At 43.6% G+C, this 14,496-nt stretch carries 12 protein-coding genes and 1 pseudogene; 4 read left to right on the top strand and 9 right to left on the bottom strand.

Annotated elements, in window-relative coordinates; all coding sequences use genetic code 11:
- Positions 1-2 precede the first annotated feature (2 nt).
- On the bottom strand, positions 3-3,281 hold the full coding sequence (locus tag F973_RS01695; protein WP_004759606.1) for a LysM peptidoglycan-binding domain-containing protein: 3,279 nt from the start codon (positions 3,279-3,281) through the stop codon (positions 3-5).
- 321 nt (positions 3,282-3,602) lie between these two features.
- Between F973_RS01695 and dnaQ the strand changes: the two genes are divergently transcribed.
- The 3 genes from dnaQ (at position 3,603) to nudC (ending at position 7,488) form a co-directional block, all read left to right on the top strand.
- Positions 3,603-4,961 carry a DNA polymerase III subunit epsilon gene (dnaQ, locus tag F973_RS01690; RefSeq protein WP_034432181.1) on the top strand — a complete coding sequence of 453 codons (1,359 nt, stop codon included), beginning with the start codon at positions 3,603-3,605 and terminating at the stop codon, positions 4,959-4,961.
- A 128-nt stretch (positions 4,962-5,089) separates the two neighbouring features.
- Positions 5,090-6,736: a hypothetical protein gene (locus tag F973_RS01685; RefSeq protein WP_004759602.1), complete on the top strand. Its 1,647-nt coding sequence runs from the start codon at positions 5,090-5,092 to the stop codon at positions 6,734-6,736.
- The gene (nudC, locus tag F973_RS01680; protein WP_004759600.1) at positions 6,736-7,488 is read left to right on the top strand and encodes an NAD(+) diphosphatase; all 753 of its coding nucleotides are present in this window, start codon (positions 6,736-6,738) and stop codon (positions 7,486-7,488) included. Before F973_RS01685 ends, nudC begins: the two co-directional genes overlap by 1 nt.
- 18 nt (positions 7,489-7,506) lie before the next feature.
- Here the strand turns inward: nudC and F973_RS01675 are convergent, their stop codons facing one another.
- The 4 genes from F973_RS01675 to F973_RS01660 form a co-directional block, all read right to left on the bottom strand.
- Positions 7,507-8,379: an alpha/beta hydrolase gene (locus tag F973_RS01675; protein ID WP_004759598.1), complete on the bottom strand. Its 873-nt coding sequence runs from the start codon at positions 8,377-8,379 to the stop codon at positions 7,507-7,509.
- Between the two features lie 3 nt (positions 8,380-8,382).
- Positions 8,383-9,072, bottom strand: a complete 690-nt coding sequence (locus tag F973_RS01670; RefSeq protein ID WP_378251357.1) for a BON domain-containing protein — start codon at positions 9,070-9,072, stop codon at positions 8,383-8,385.
- Positions 9,073-9,159: 87 nt separating this feature from the next.
- Positions 9,160-9,573 carry a YraN family protein gene (locus F973_RS01665; RefSeq protein WP_004681272.1) on the bottom strand — a complete coding sequence of 138 codons (414 nt, stop codon included), beginning with the start codon at positions 9,571-9,573 and terminating at the stop codon, positions 9,160-9,162.
- A 3-nt stretch (positions 9,574-9,576) separates the two neighbouring features.
- Entirely contained in the window at positions 9,577-10,512 is a 936-nt protein-coding gene (locus F973_RS01660) for a penicillin-binding protein activator (RefSeq protein ID WP_004759596.1), read from the bottom strand.
- Positions 10,513-10,528: 16 nt separating this feature from the next.
- Between F973_RS01660 and rsmI the strand changes: the two genes are divergently transcribed.
- Positions 10,529-11,371, top strand: a complete 843-nt coding sequence (rsmI, locus tag F973_RS01655; RefSeq protein ID WP_004759595.1) for a 16S rRNA (cytidine(1402)-2'-O)-methyltransferase — start codon at positions 10,529-10,531, stop codon at positions 11,369-11,371.
- 43 nt (positions 11,372-11,414) lie between these two features.
- Here the strand turns inward: rsmI and F973_RS14945 are convergent.
- From F973_RS14945 to ubiH, 4 genes and pseudogenes are all read right to left on the bottom strand, one after another.
- Positions 11,415-11,501, bottom strand: a pseudogene (locus F973_RS14945) (cation transporter); the annotation flags it as partial.
- A gap of 33 nt (positions 11,502-11,534) precedes the next feature.
- A complete protein-coding gene (locus F973_RS01650; protein ID WP_004678094.1) occupies positions 11,535-11,783 on the bottom strand; it encodes a hypothetical protein in 249 nt (82 codons plus the stop codon).
- Positions 11,784-11,956: 173 nt separating this feature from the next.
- On the bottom strand, positions 11,957-13,189 hold the full coding sequence (locus F973_RS01645) for an FAD-dependent monooxygenase (RefSeq protein WP_004759593.1): 1,233 nt from the start codon (positions 13,187-13,189) through the stop codon (positions 11,957-11,959).
- Positions 13,186-14,397, bottom strand: a complete 1,212-nt coding sequence (gene ubiH, locus F973_RS01640) for a 2-octaprenyl-6-methoxyphenyl hydroxylase (protein WP_004759591.1) — start codon at positions 14,395-14,397, stop codon at positions 13,186-13,188. Before ubiH ends, F973_RS01645 begins: the two co-directional genes overlap by 4 nt.
- Between the last annotated feature and the right edge of the window lie 99 nt (positions 14,398-14,496).

Here is a 14,496-nt window from a genome sequence, read left to right as displayed (position 1 = left end):
AATTACAGGTTCGGGACTTTAATCACATCACCAATACGCAATTGAGTTTTTGGGGTAAGGTCATTCATCTCAGCCAGTGCATTAATTTCCATGCCATACTTACTCGCCAGACCAATCAAGGTATCACCACGTTTTACCTTATACTCTGTTACCGTTTTTGGAATGGAGATACTCTGACCACGTTGCAGGCTGGTAGTGGCTTTTAGATCATTCAACTCTGCCAGTTCACGTCCAGACATGCCTAAACGGCTGGCAATGCTGTTCAGTGACTCACCTGCTTTCACTGTATATTTTTCAGTGTTCTTGCTCGATACCAACTTGTTGTTGGAAGCACTCTTGCCATTATATGCTTTGGCAGATTCAGCTTTTGGCACATCACCTGCCAGTTTAAGTTTTTGTCCAATACGAACATTACTGTCACGAGACAAGTTGTTTAAGGCAGCAACATCTTCAAGCTGTAAGGCATAGCGGTTCGCAATACTGGTTAAAGTATCTCCAGACTTCACTGTGTAAGTATCTGGCACACTGTCTTCTTTAGCTTTGGCATTAGCACTACTATTATTTGCTTTAGTTGGCGCATCACCCGTGAGTTTTAAACGCTGACCAACACGCACACCAGCCGTTCTCTCCAGTCCATTCAAGTCCGCAATATAGTTGACAGTCAGGTCATACTTGCTGGCAATTGCATTGAGGCTGTCGCCAGACTGAACCACATATTGCTCAGGAACAGTTGAACCTGCTGGAATCTTGATGGTCTGCCCTAGACGAACACTACTATTGGATTTCAGCTTATTTAACTCGGCCAATTCATTCAGGGTGATTTTTGATTTTGTCGCAATACTGGATAAGGTATCACCACGTTGAACCGTGTAGTTCTCAGTCTTGTAGCTGGTTGATGCGCTTACATTTTCATACTTAACCGTATTTTTAGGCTCGACATTATCCTCAGTTTGTGACACTTCATGCAGGGGCACATTAATTTTCTGCCCCACCAACAAGTTACTACCCGATGTCAGTCCTGGCGTTAAATCAGCCAGCTCCTGATTCGACAAGGCATAGCGGTCCGCAATCAGTTTGAGATATTCACCACGTTTCACCGTATAGGACTTGGTCGCCACTTTTTGGGCTGTGGATGTCTTTGTCTCTGGTACACGTACTGTTTGTTGATTGTTACGCGTATTGGTTTTAGGCTCAACCAATGTGAGCTTTTGCCCTACAAACAAGCCGTCCGTTATAGAGAGATTATTATAGTCGGCCAATTGTTTAAGACTTAGATCAAAACGCGCCGCTAAATTGGTCAGACTATCACCTGACTGCACCACATAACTTTCTGGCTTCCTTTCCACCGCCTTGGAGGTGTCAGCTTGTGGTTTTGCATCATAGAGATACAGACTGGCCCCGACAAACAATTTACCTGCTGGGTCAATCTGGTTCCATTGGGCAATGTCACGCCAGTTCACTCCATTCTTTTGGGCAATTGAGGCCAGTGTATCACCTGGTTGAACGATATAAGTGCTACGTTTACCTTTTGGTGCGACCACCACAACATCGGTATCGGTCGTGATGTAAGGCTTACCCTGATTACGTTTGGCCTCATCACTATTGGCAATTTCTGGACTTTCAGCCAAGGTTTTTGGATAAGCAAAGCCCTTGCTGACTTCCTGACCTTTCTGATCGGCAACCGATTGGCTGGTCTGAATGGCGGTCAGCTTAATCTTGCCATCAAATGGATCAACAATTTCTGTACCCTGTGGAGCAATCGCCTTAATTTCAGCAACCACCTGATCTTTTTCAGCCTGTGTTGCCTGTGGTTGCAGAACTTGTGTTACCGTTTTTTTCTCACCCTCCTGCTTCACTGCAGCAACAATCTGCTCACGCTCCTGCACTGAAATTGGCGGTTCAATCCTAACAGGTTTAACATTTGGAGCTGGTGTAATCGCTACAGGAATACGCGGTGCACTCGGCACATCCGCCGCCGCGGCAAAAGAGGCCAAGGCATTTGACCCCATAGGAGTGGCTATCTTGGTCGGCGTTTTTGTTGTTGTGGTGGTAACGGGTACAGTATTGGTCTTCGTGGTTAATGATGGCGGTGGTGTGGTGGATGGCTTAACGATTTGCCCCACATTGCTTATAGTTGAGGTGGTTGTGCGTACTGTGGTTGAGCTGGTTAATGGGTTCATTGCAGGTGGCGACGCACTACTTGCCCAGAATCCACCAGAACCTGCCTTGCCAGAACGTAATTTTCCATCAATCGATGGACTTAAATCCGCAGGAATCAGGATGCGCATTGGACTCATCGGGTCAACCATCTCACCACGGTAGGCTGGGTTCAATGTATACAGTTCGGCGCGGCTTAGCCCCGTAATTGAAGCAATCTGGTTTAACTCAAGCGGTGCAGATAAAGCAACTTCACGAAAGTGAGGTCGGTTGGCAATTGGAGGCAATGCCACACCATAAGCGCCGGGGTTTTTAATAATTTGTGCAACTGCCAGAAAACGGGGAACATAGTTCATGGTTTCCTGTGGCAATTTCAAGGACCAGTAGTCAGTTGGCAACCCAGCCGCCTTATTACGGTTAATTGCCTGCTGGATTCGACCTGGCCCTGCATTATAGGCAGCCAGTGCCAGTTCCCAAGAACCAAATTGATTATATAAGCTGCCTAAAAACTCATAAGCGGCACGCGTGGACTCAACCACATCACGGCGGCCATCATATAAACTGGTTTGCTGCAAACCGTAAATACGTCCCGTACTTGGAATAAACTGCCACAAACCCGCGGCTGCCGCACTACTGGTTGCCGCTGGGTCATAAGAGCTTTCAATTACGGGCAAAAGTGCCAATTCAGTCGGCATACCACGGCGTTCAGCCTCTTTTACAGTGTGGTATAAATAACGGCTGGCACGCGCACTTAAACGGTCCAGATAAGGTTGACGGGAAATAAACCAGCTACGCTGCGCCTCGATACGCGAGTCCCAATGGTTTAAGTCCATCTTGAAACCCACAGTCATCCGTTTCCAGACATCACCATGTTTCAAGACTAAAAGACGGTCGCCTTCCACCGCACGCATATCGGTTGCGGAAAGCAGGTCTTCCAGAGAATCCAGACTGTTTGCATCCAAAAGGCCTGAACCCACTTGTTTTGAAGATGAAACCTTGCTTGTCTGAGGGGTTGATGAACAACCTGTGGTCATTCCCAACGCGGCTAGAGCGGAAGTGAGTACAGTAATTTTGAATAATGATGTTGCAGATGTTTGCCACACCAATGTGCTCGATTTATACATAAAAACTTCCAGTCAACTCACGCTAGTTCTTTTTCAATTAGCCATTGTAGTAAAGCATGCCGCTTAGACAAGGCAATAATTTAGCGTGATTTGCACGGAAATGTTACAAGAAATTAAAAAATATGTGTTTTGTAACGTCCAGAGGAAGAATTTCACCTTACAATACAAGAAATAGGATTGAAATGCTAAAATCTTCCATCCATACGGGAAAACTACAGTGTTATTCCAATATTGCTCAAGGTCACAGCAGAATATTTGTCTAACCCGATTTAGATGGCAATGCTGGAAACTTTTTATTCCATTTATGATTTAGGTTCAGATATGTCACAAACAATCACACTCTATGTTGATGGCGCATGCAAGGGCAACCCAGGTTTAGGGGGTTGGGGTGCATACATCATTACCGAACAGGGTGAACACAAGCTGTGTGGTGGCGAACCAAAAACAACCAACAACCGCATGGAACTGACTGCTGCCATTGAAGGAATTGCCTTTTGCCCGACTGATGCACGCCTGATCATCTGGACAGACTCCAATTATGTCAAGCAAGGCATCACTGAATGGATTCATGGCTGGAAAAAGAAAAACTGGAAAGATGTCAAAAATCCAGACCTCTGGCAAAAACTTGATGCAACCTGTGCCAACCGTGAGATTGAGTGGAACTGGATCAAGGGCCATGCAGGTCATGCTGGCAATGAGATGGCAGATCAACTGGCCAATTTGGGTGCGGAACAGACTGCCAAACAACTAAAATCCACAACACAGGCTAACGCTGATACAAAAAAGCCTGAACCAGATTGGCTGCTGGATGATCCTTTTGGTTTAGATATGATGGCGGATCAGGACGAAATTGAGGAAGAGCTTGAAATAGAAATAAATGTTCAGGACAATATGGCTGAAACAGAGATATTGCCCGACACCTCAGCAACACCAGCAAGCAGCCTACATCCACAAATTGTTGTGACTGAAGCCAAGTTAAATCTTCAGGGCCCGCGCCAGCTGATTCTGGATACCGAAACCACAGGTTTTTATTATCAGGATGGCGACCGCATTATTGAGGTGGGCGCGATTGAAATGATCAACCGCAAACTGACGGGTAGCTCGATTCATATTTATATCAACCCTGAAAAACCTGTTGGTGACTCAGAGGCCATCCACGGCATCACCGACGATTTTCTACAAGACAAGCCCAAATATGCAGAAATTGCCGATACGCTATTTGCCTACTTAAAAGGTGCCGAGATCATTGCACACAATGCAACCTTCGATATGAACTTCCTCGACATGGAGTTCAAGCGTGCTGGCCTGCCCTTACTTTCCGAAGTGTGTGAAGTGACCGACACATTGGCACTGGCAAAAAATAAGCATCCTGGCCAAAAGAATTCTTTGGATGCCTTGGTGAGACGTTACGAAATTCCTGCGCGGGACCGTACTTTCCACGGTGCGTTACTGGATGCCGAGATTCTGGCAGATGTCTACCTTGCCATGACGGGTGGACAGGTTTCCTTTGATATAGATGCCCTGTCACAAACGGAACAAGGTCAAAATAAAAACACCCGTCAACGTGTGCAGATTGAGCTTCCTGTCATTTATGCATCGGGTGATGAATTGGCCCAACATGAGACATGGGTCAAACAATTTGAACAGAAACATGGAAAGCCTTGCTTTTTTGCAAAATAAATTTACTGATCAATGTTATTTTTTGTATTTCAAGCTTTCAAAGTTACGCTATATTAGCCTATAGAACATTTAAACCTCCTGTTGCGGGAGGTTCATGGATATAACAACTCAGGAAAGGTGTAGGTCATATGTCTTACCAAACCTCGATTCATTTCGACCCAACGGCATTACTAATAATAAAAAATGAAATCGACAATTCGATTAAATTGGTGGAGACAGCAGTTAATACGCTTGCTGAAGAACAAGCCTTACCTTTTGGTATTGATGATGCACTCAATCAGTTTGAGCAATGCACACAGGTGCTTGCCCTGATTGATATGCCACATTTGTCACAAATCACCCAGTATTCGGCTGAGTTGATGCGCAAGATCATGGCTCAACCGCAGCAAATCAAGACCAGTGATGTGGTTGCCCTCAGTGAAGGCACTACTATGCTGAAGCGCTATATCGAGTTTATCAGCCTGCGTGAAGTCAAGGTTCCCCAGTTCCTGCTGGATACCCTGAACCGTTTGGAAAAAACGCTGGGCAAACCAATCACCAAAGAAGGCCAGACCATTCAGCCTTTGCTGGAGTGCATCACACCAAACTTTAATCTGCCACAGGCGCCAAGTCTGGAAAAATCCCAATATATTCACCAGCTTTACAAGCTATGCCTAAACAAACTGATCAAGCAGACGGAAACGCCACTGGACTTGCAGGGCATCAAACTTGTTGGTGTCTACCTTGCGGGCATGGCTTCAAATCTTCCAAGTCAGCAATACTGGCAACTGGTCAATGTTGGTTTAAGCCATATTGAAGAACTGCTGATCACCGAAGCGCGTTTACGCACCCTGATTCAGGTTGAAACCAATATTGGCAAATTCCTGGCACAGCAGTCTGCCTACCAAAGCAACCTGAGCGATCTTGCTGATATTCTCAGCATCTGCATTAGTCAGGAAGATGATGTTTCCCAGCATATCCGTGAACAGCTCAACATTGGTGATGAACTGTTAAGCGATACCCAGTTGCAGGTGCTCAGCCGTCATTTATATGGCCCTGACTATGAAACCATTCATACCATCAGCCAGTTGATGACCAATGAAATGGCGCAGATTCGTAATGAAATTGAATATAATCATCAGAATATGTCAACTCAAAAAACTCAGGAGCTACAACTCAAGCTGAACCAGCTTGCAAATGTGTTCAAGGTGCTTAACCTGAATGAGGCGGCAAAAGAGCTGATCCAGCAGGCTGAAAAACTCAGTCAATCCAATACACTAACGGATGTAGCTTCAGTACAGCAGTTGATGAACAGTATTTTAGCATCGATGAACTCAATCGGCATTCTGGAGCGTAACTACACCTCTAGCCGTTTGCAGTTGCGTGTCAATAACATGCATATCTCACTAGACCGTTTAGATGAAGCACATAAGGCGTTGTTGACTGAGACAAAAACACTGATTGAGACACTGACCCAAACCCTAAGCCTATATGTTCAGGATCCAGCCTCACATAGTCTGCAGGCATTGCCAGAGTATCTTAAGGAGCTATCTGGTGCTGCCCTGTTCCTTGGCAGTTCTGCTCAACAGACAGCATTATTGACTGCGGCGAACTTTGCCCAGAATCGCTTAAACCAGAATCTGGCTTTAGATGCAGAGCAGGTGAACTGCATTTTAAATGTGGTTGCAGGTCTGGATTTACTGGTGGATAACCTTAAGAATAAACAACCTGTATTGCAATCTATGTTTGATGTGGCATTATCAAGCAGTCAGCAATTACAAAACATCGCCGCATAATGACTCAGCTCTCACTTGCTTATATTTTTCAACACCAGAAACTGTTAGTTGATGAAAACCTGCAACTGCCAAAGGTTGAAAAGTTAGCAAGTGACCTCCCCATCCATCACAATGATCATGTCATTGCACGTGATCTGCTTGAACATGAATCTGTTCCCGATGGCTATCAACTGATTCCCATTCGGGAACTAATCCAGTTATGGTCCACAACAGAATTTCTACAGGCTAGCCGTGCGGTGCAACTGCTTGAGTGGCGGCGTAACCATAAATTCTGTAGCCACTGTGGACATGCCACGGAAATCCATTCCAAAGAATATGCTATGGTTTGCCCTGCCTGTGGCTATCATCAATACCCACGTGTGCAGCCATGTGTCATTACAATCATTACCAAAGGTGATGATGAACTCTTACTTGCGAAATCAGCGCGTAATAAAAGTAATATGTACGGTCTAATCGCTGGATTTGTTGAGGTTGGTGAAACACTGGAAGAGGCAGTACAACGGGAAGCCTTTGAGGAAGTCGGTGTCAAGCTTAAAAATATCCGCTATATGTCAAGTCAGCCGTGGCCATTTCCAAGCAACCTGATGATTGCCTTTCATGCAGAATATGATTCAGGTGACATTCAGCTTCAAGTTGAAGAAATTAGTGATGCACAATTCTTCAAGTTTGACCAACTGCCTGAAATACCATTTAAGGGCAGTATCGCCCACAGTATGATCATGCAAGTCATAGGAAGTAGAAAAGCATCTTAAACGATGCTTTTTTAGTCTTTAGGGTTCTAAAGCTTCTTCGAGAAAATGCAGAATGGTACGCTTGGTCTTGAAATAATGACTCATCAGACTGGCAAGTGTGGCCACAATGGTAATATGGCCCGTCTTTGGAATCACCGCAATATGGCTATGATTACCCTTTTGTCTCAAGGCAATATCCAGATCAAGCGTGTTTTTTCTTTCAACGACCTGATCCTGTTCCGCCACTAGCAAATAATGCTTGATGTGGTTCGGTTCAATAAAGTAATAAGGCATCACCTGCTGATAGGAAATCTTGTGGTCAAAGGCATGTTCTGATAAAGGATCGCCCACATAGTCAAAATGGTAAGGTCCAGCCAGACCCACAATTGCCTTGATCTGGTCTTTATATTTGAAATTTTGTGACTGGGCTGAATAGACAACCGACATCACGTTAAAAGCTCCTGCCGAATGCCCCATCAGAATCATGTTGTCAGTTGAAATATTCAGCTTAACTTTATTTTGATTCAAATAATGAATCGCTTGCGCTAGATCATCAACAAATGCTGGAAAGATATTCTCTGGAGCAAGTTGATAATTAATCACAGCAACATCAAAGCCTTCTCGAGCAAAGGTTTCGCCAATGAATAAATAATCTCTCTTATTACCATGTTGCCATGATCCACCATGTACAAAAACAATCAAAGGTTTTTGTTTCTTTGGATTCTTGGTTCGATAAAGATCCAGTCGATTTCTGGCTTTTAACCCATAAGCAAGATGTTCTTCTTTTTCAAAAGTATCCTTTGGCGTCAAATAATTGATTGAATAGCTGGCAAAATCATACAGGCGAAATTCCTGATATAAGTTTTTCGCCCGTATCACGTTTTCTTGTACTTGCTGAATAAGTTGCTTCATAAATTAAGGTGCGGTTGGTGTCGTCGTCACGGGTTCATCTTGATCAGGATCAATTGCAACTGGTGTTTCAACTAAAGGCTGTGTTGTCGCTGCACCGACCATCGGCGTGGCAGCAGATGAGTTCATCGTCCCCGAAGATTGATCAATGTTGTCAATCAGCGTGACAATTTTACTCACATTGCCCACTTTTTGTAAGACATCATCCAAATCTTTCACTTCAGCGGTATTAAGGCGCCCCATCACATACAGCACACCGTTTTCAGTATGTACCAGTACTTTGCTGTCAGAAACCACAGGAGCTTTCATCAGTAGACCACGGGTGTTCGCCGTTACCGTTGCATCCTGCATGATGGTGCTATAGCTTACTTTATCGCCTACAGTGATGTAGTTGTGAACCGCCTTAACATCGCTCATGGCGCGCAGGTTATCTTCCGCCAACTGTTTTAAGTAAGGATCGGGAACCTGGCCAGTCAACAAAACATTACTGTGGAAACTTTCAATATTGATACGTGACTGCTTAAAGCGATGGTCTAGTTTGTATAGGTTGATATTTGCAGTACGCTTGATTGAAGAATCAATAAAAACCTGCCCTAAACTACGTTCACCACTGTTTGTACCAACAGGCGCCGATCCTGTTCCACCAGAAATAAAACTCGCACATCCCGATAAACTTGCAACGCAAACCAACGTCATCGTTAAACGTTTCAACACTTGGCAAGACTCCCTATCCACTAACTTATTCAATCTACTGCACTTGCCTTGAAATGACTCAACCGTATCTCAATCCAAAGTAAACGCATGTTTAATCCATTGCTGATCATACTGCAATTTTGAAAAATCTGGTTGTACTGTTTTTGCAAGTTTCTGTGGAAAATCAAAACAGATCACATCAAAACGACAGTCAAAATTGTAATAATTGGGGTATCTTTGTAAAAAGAACTGCGCCGTCTTAATAATCTTACGTTGCTGTGAATACGAAATCACTTCACAGGCCTCTGCATAACTGCCTGCGGAACGGGCTTTCACCTCCACAAAAACCAGCTCATTGTCACGTTTGACAATCAGGTCAATTTCCCCAAAACGTGAATGGTAGTTTTTATTGACATATTGATACTGCTGGGACTGTAAAAATAGCAATGCCGTTTGTTCTGCCCACTGTCCCAAGAGATGTTTCTGCTGTTCGATTGTGCCCATATCTTATTTTAAAATTTCAATGCTATTTTTTTGCTGTCTATAACAATAAGGCTGCCTAGAGATTTTATGGTCTTTTAGCTCAATTGCACCTGTGCGTCCAACAAAAGAGAACTGCACCTGTCCAGCTTGCTCAAGTAAGTGTTGGCCCATGCTCCATGCATCACCCCCAAAAGCCAGCAAACGTTGAAATGCCATATTTTCAGGCTGTTCCTTGTAGGCTTCAATTAAGTCTGCCCATTGACCATTATATAACGCGGGGACATCACAGAAACTCAATCCCAAAGGTATGGACTGCCCCTGTTCAATACTTAGGGGTGTCGCATAAATATTTTTCTCAGGTAATGATCCCAGTTGTTCCATCCATTGATGGTCACCCAATAGCAACACGCCCTCTTTTCTGGAGAGTTTTTTCGGTAACTGATTGACCATTGCAATATCTGAACCAAAATCAGCCATCAATGCCACTAAAAAAAGCTCAGTGGCTGACTCAGTTCCTGTCTGGCGTAAAACAAATAGTTTTTTCACCCCATCTTTTTTCAGCAGTTGGTTGAGGGCAACCGCATCATCCTGCTTGGCCAGACTATATTGCCAGACATTGGCTGACTGTGTATTGACATCATTAAGGGCCAGTACAGCAATTTTGGGACTAAGCTGTATAACGTTTTCAACTTCAGGTCTTGCCAATGGCCCAACAATCAGTCTGGTCTTATGGGTGACTTTTTTCTTAAAAATTGAGTCGATGCTATTTTTTGCGGAATCTACAAAAATAATTTTTTCTTTGCTGCCAGATGCTGTATAAGCACTCAGGAAACCACGTTTGATGCTCTGGCCTGCTCGCGCCATCGTGCCAGATTCAGGTAAAATCACCAGTACGTCCGCATAGGCTGGACTCATACATGCTGCCAAACAGAGTAGCAGCCAATATTTTTTGTAAGACATGAGGGAGTTACCTTTTATGAGTGCTCAATTATTTGTTGTAGCAACCCCGATTGGGCACTTGGATGACATGACCTTTCGTGCAATTGATATTTTAAAGTCTGTATCGGTGGTTGCAGCAGAAGACACTCGTCAATCTGCTCAATTATTCAAGCACTATAATATCTCAACTCCCTTAACAGCGTGTCATGATCACAATGAAAGTAACAAAATTGATCAACTTATTCAAAGAATGTTAAATGGTGAAAGTATTGCGCTGATTAGTGATGCGGGAACACCGTTAATTAGTGACCCTGGATTTAAGTTAGTACGCGCAGCACAAGAACGCGGCATTCGTGTAATCCCCGTCCCAGGTGCCTGTGCTGCAATTGCGGCATTAAGTGCCGTTGGCTTGCCGAGTGACCGTTTTAGCTTTGAAGGCTTTCTACCATCCAAAGCATCGCAACGCATTAGCCAGCTTGAAAAATTAAAAGATGAAACCCAAACCCTGATTTTCTATGAAGCGCCACATCGTATTTTAGACAGTATTAAAAATATGGCTGAGGTATTTGGTGAAGATCGTCCTGTCGGTTTTGCCCGTGAAATTACCAAGACTTTTGAAACCATCAAAAAAATGACCTTAAAAGAATTGGTCACGTTTATTGAAAATGATCACAACCAGGAAAAAGGTGAAATTGTGGTTGTGGTGGGTGGTGCATCTGCGGAAAAAGATGTGGAGCAGGATAAACTGGATGAGTTGTTAAAACGCTTATTGCAGGATTTATCGGTAAAAGCAGCGTCACAATTGGCCGCTGATTTAACGGGTATAAAAAAGAAAGTTGCTTATCAACGGGCTCTGGAACTCACCCAACAAGATCAATAAAACCTAAGGGGGGATTAAAAAAATCTCCCCTTATCATCTCAGCCAATGAAATTGCATAGTTAGCAGCATCACCTGCAAAATCCAGCGCATCGACCCATAACGATACAGAACGGGCATGTGAGCCACCAATAAAACCGTGATGCTTTTTTATGTCAATTCAGACTTAATCTTGATGCTCACCTGGCGGAACCTCAGTAATGCGTCCACCGCGTGCAAGAAATGCAGCTAATTCGTCTTCCAAAGCCTGACGCTGCTTCTGTTTCGCAGTCACAGTTAGCGTTTCAGCTTCAGCTAGATCAGCATCATCAATCGTTGCTTCTTCGGTATCTGCACCGCTTTCTGCGGCTTTCGCTTCTTCATCGTCTACCGCAGAATCTTCAGTATTTTCGTCGTAATCATTCATTTCCGTCATATTACTCTCCCCACAATGACTCAACTCTCATCATCGCTATTTGGCCATCAGAACTTGATGAAATTTAACAAGCTCTTCTTATTTATCAAAGCAAAATATTCATCAAATTGTGCTTTTTATAACCAAATTCACTCTGATTTATAAATGATTGTTTAAAAAATATCTACTATTTTTTAGCAAGCATAACGCGTGTGCTGTAAAGCCCCTAATCCATTCGCTTGTCTCATAAAGCGATCTTTAAACCAATCCAATTGTTCAACTTGTTTTAGACCAAAGTTACGTGCCCAAACAAACGGAAATAATTCTGAACTTTCTAACCAACCAATCGCAGACATACTGTGCATCATGGCATCATTCTGGCCTTTACGTTGGTGTTCATAGCGCAATAAAGTTTGCTCATTGGCCCACACACCGCGTTTTAAATCATGCAATAAAACATCACATAAAACTGCTGCATCCAAGCAACCGATATTTACGCCCTGACCTGCCAAAGGATGGATGACATGTGCAGCATCACCAATTAATGCCAGACCCGATTTGATATAACGCTGAGCTGCTCTTGCTTTAAGTGGAAATTGTGCTCTGGAACGAACCTCAACTACTTCACCCAACATATTTAGGCTTTCTTGGGTCAGTAATTGCATAAACGCTTGATCGCTGAGTGCTGAATATTCATCGGCGTAATCATCTGGTAAAGTCCAGACAATCGACTGCCAATAGCCGTTCTCTTGTGGATCAAGACTCGCCATCGGCAAATAAGCCAATGGGCCTGTCGGTAGGAAAATTTGTCGTGCCACATAATGATTCGGCTGGGTGGTTTTAATCGCGCAACTGATGGCAGCCTGTTTGTAATCCAAAACATCTAAATCTATATAAGCTTGTTCGCGGACAAAAGAATTTGCACCATCTGCACCAATAAGTAACTTGGTTTTTAGTGTTGTGCCATCCGCCAATTGAATTGACCAACCTTGTGGAATCTGCTCAATCCGAATCACTTTGACTTGAGTACGATAATCATTGAGCTGCTGTAGCATTTTTTGTTGAATCGCAACATTCAAGACACTTGGTTCAACCATTGAACCTAAAGCTTGATCTGCACGAGGTTGCTGTTCGGAAGCATGTCCAAAATTTATTTCACCATAACCATTTTTATTCCAGACCTGCATACCTGAATAAGGCATTTGGCGTGCTAAATCATTCCAGACATCCACTGTCTTTAGTAGATGAATCGTTGCTTGACTTAAAGCCAACACCCGTGGATTCATCACAGCTAAAGTTTTCTCTTGATCAAGCACTGGTGCAGCATCCAATACTGTTGCTTGCACACCACCTTGAGCCAACAATAAAGCGGTTAATCCACCGACTAAACCACCGCCAACAATCACAACATCTAAGATTTCACTCATGCTTTTAGTCCCATCGCATAATTGGCAACCAAAGGCTTAACGCCTGGAATCACATCAAATGCAATCAGACCTGTATTGCGTAATAATTTGAGGATTGGATTTTGATTACTGAAACCACGCACCACTGAATCACAGAACTTAATCACACGCTGCTGATCTGTTAAGCGTGCTTGCTCATAAGCCAATAAATTATCAGGATGACCAATATCATCAGACTTCGCTAACTGCTCTAGTAAATAACGAACCAATACATCGGCATCTCGCAAACACAAGTTAAAGCCTTGCCCTGCAACAGGATGAATTGTGTGTGCTGCATTACCCATCAGAACTACACGACCAACTGCCTGCTTGTGAGCCAGAACTTGTGACAATGGATAACTAAAACGTTTACCCGTTTTTTCAAATTTACCCGCACGATCGCCATAAGTTTCTTGTAGGGCATCCAAGAAGTGTTGATCATTTTCTTCACCCAACCATTCAGCTTCAGTACCTTTTTTAACTGGCCAAACGACAGAACGACGATATTCACCAGGTAAAGGCAATAATGCCAATGGTCCTAATGCGCTAAACCGCTCAAAACCAACCTGTTGATGAGGTTTAGAGGTTTGAACCGTTGTAACAATCGCAACTTGGTCATAATCATGTTCATCCACGCCCACACCAATTGCTTGACGGCAGAAAGAATCACGACCATCTGCTGCGATCACCAACTTCGATTTCAAGGAATGGATATATTCACCATTACGCATGGCTTCAATGTGAACCTCATCTACATCTTGTGTCAGTGATGTCACTTGTACCCCATCAATTAATTCAATCAGAGGCTGCTGACGAACCTGGGTGAGTAATACTCGACCTAACCACGCATTTTCAATGACTTGCCCAAAGCTTTCTACTTTTTCTTGTTCTGCGACTAATCGTGCTTTACCAAAGCTACCCTGCTCAGTGATATGTACTTGCAGAATTGGGGTGGCATGTTGCTGTAAGGCTTCCCACAAACCTAATTTTTGGTAAATCTGCACGCTACGGCGTGACAAAGCGGTGTTACGCGCATCAAAACTTGAGTGATAAGGAGCAACATTTTCATCATCATAATTTGGATATTTCACAGCTTCTAATAGCTTTACGGCAATATTAGATTTTGCCAACATTAAAGCAAGGCTGAGTCCAACCATACCTCCACCGACAATGATGACTTGTTGCTGCATAATATTATTCCTTATCAGTTTTTCATGACTTGATGTTAAGGGTCTGTTGATATTTCATCTATGGTTGCGTTATAGGCTAAAACAACTTAAACGAGGCAT

The organism is Acinetobacter sp. CIP 102129 (genome assembly GCF_000368305.1).
Lineage (GTDB): Bacteria > Pseudomonadota > Gammaproteobacteria > Pseudomonadales > Moraxellaceae > Acinetobacter > Acinetobacter parvus.
The sequence above is the reverse complement of the archived record's forward strand: the minus strand, read 5'-3'. Positions and strand labels throughout refer to the sequence as shown.

Bases quoted from the DNA above. Each gene is read 5' to 3' on its own strand.
- F973_RS01675 (WP_004759598.1), bottom strand. From the start codon at position 8,379: ATGAAGCAACTTATTCAGCAAGTACAAGAAAACGTGATACGGGCGAAA.
- F973_RS01670 (WP_378251357.1), bottom strand. From the start codon at position 9,072: ATGACGTTGGTTTGCGTTGCAAGTTTATCGGGATGTGCGAGTTTTATT.
- F973_RS01665 (WP_004681272.1), bottom strand. From the start codon at position 9,573: ATGGGCACAATCGAACAGCAGAAACATCTCTTGGGACAGTGGGCAGAA.
- F973_RS01695 (WP_004759606.1), bottom strand. From the start codon at position 3,281: ATGTATAAATCGAGCACATTGGTGTGGCAAACATCTGCAACATCATTA.
- dnaQ (WP_034432181.1), top strand. From the start codon at position 3,603: ATGTCACAAACAATCACACTCTATGTTGATGGCGCATGCAAGGGCAAC.
- F973_RS01660 (WP_004759596.1), bottom strand. From the start codon at position 10,512: ATGTCTTACAAAAAATATTGGCTGCTACTCTGTTTGGCAGCATGTATG.
- F973_RS01645 (WP_004759593.1), bottom strand. From the start codon at position 13,189: ATGAGTGAAATCTTAGATGTTGTGATTGTTGGCGGTGGTTTAGTCGGT.
- ubiH (WP_004759591.1), bottom strand. From the start codon at position 14,397: ATGCAGCAACAAGTCATCATTGTCGGTGGAGGTATGGTTGGACTCAGC.
- F973_RS01685 (WP_004759602.1), top strand. From the start codon at position 5,090: ATGTCTTACCAAACCTCGATTCATTTCGACCCAACGGCATTACTAATA.
- nudC (WP_004759600.1), top strand. From the start codon at position 6,736: ATGACTCAGCTCTCACTTGCTTATATTTTTCAACACCAGAAACTGTTA.
- rsmI (WP_004759595.1), top strand. From the start codon at position 10,529: ATGAGTGCTCAATTATTTGTTGTAGCAACCCCGATTGGGCACTTGGAT.
- F973_RS01650 (WP_004678094.1), bottom strand. From the start codon at position 11,783: ATGACGGAAATGAATGATTACGACGAAAATACTGAAGATTCTGCGGTA.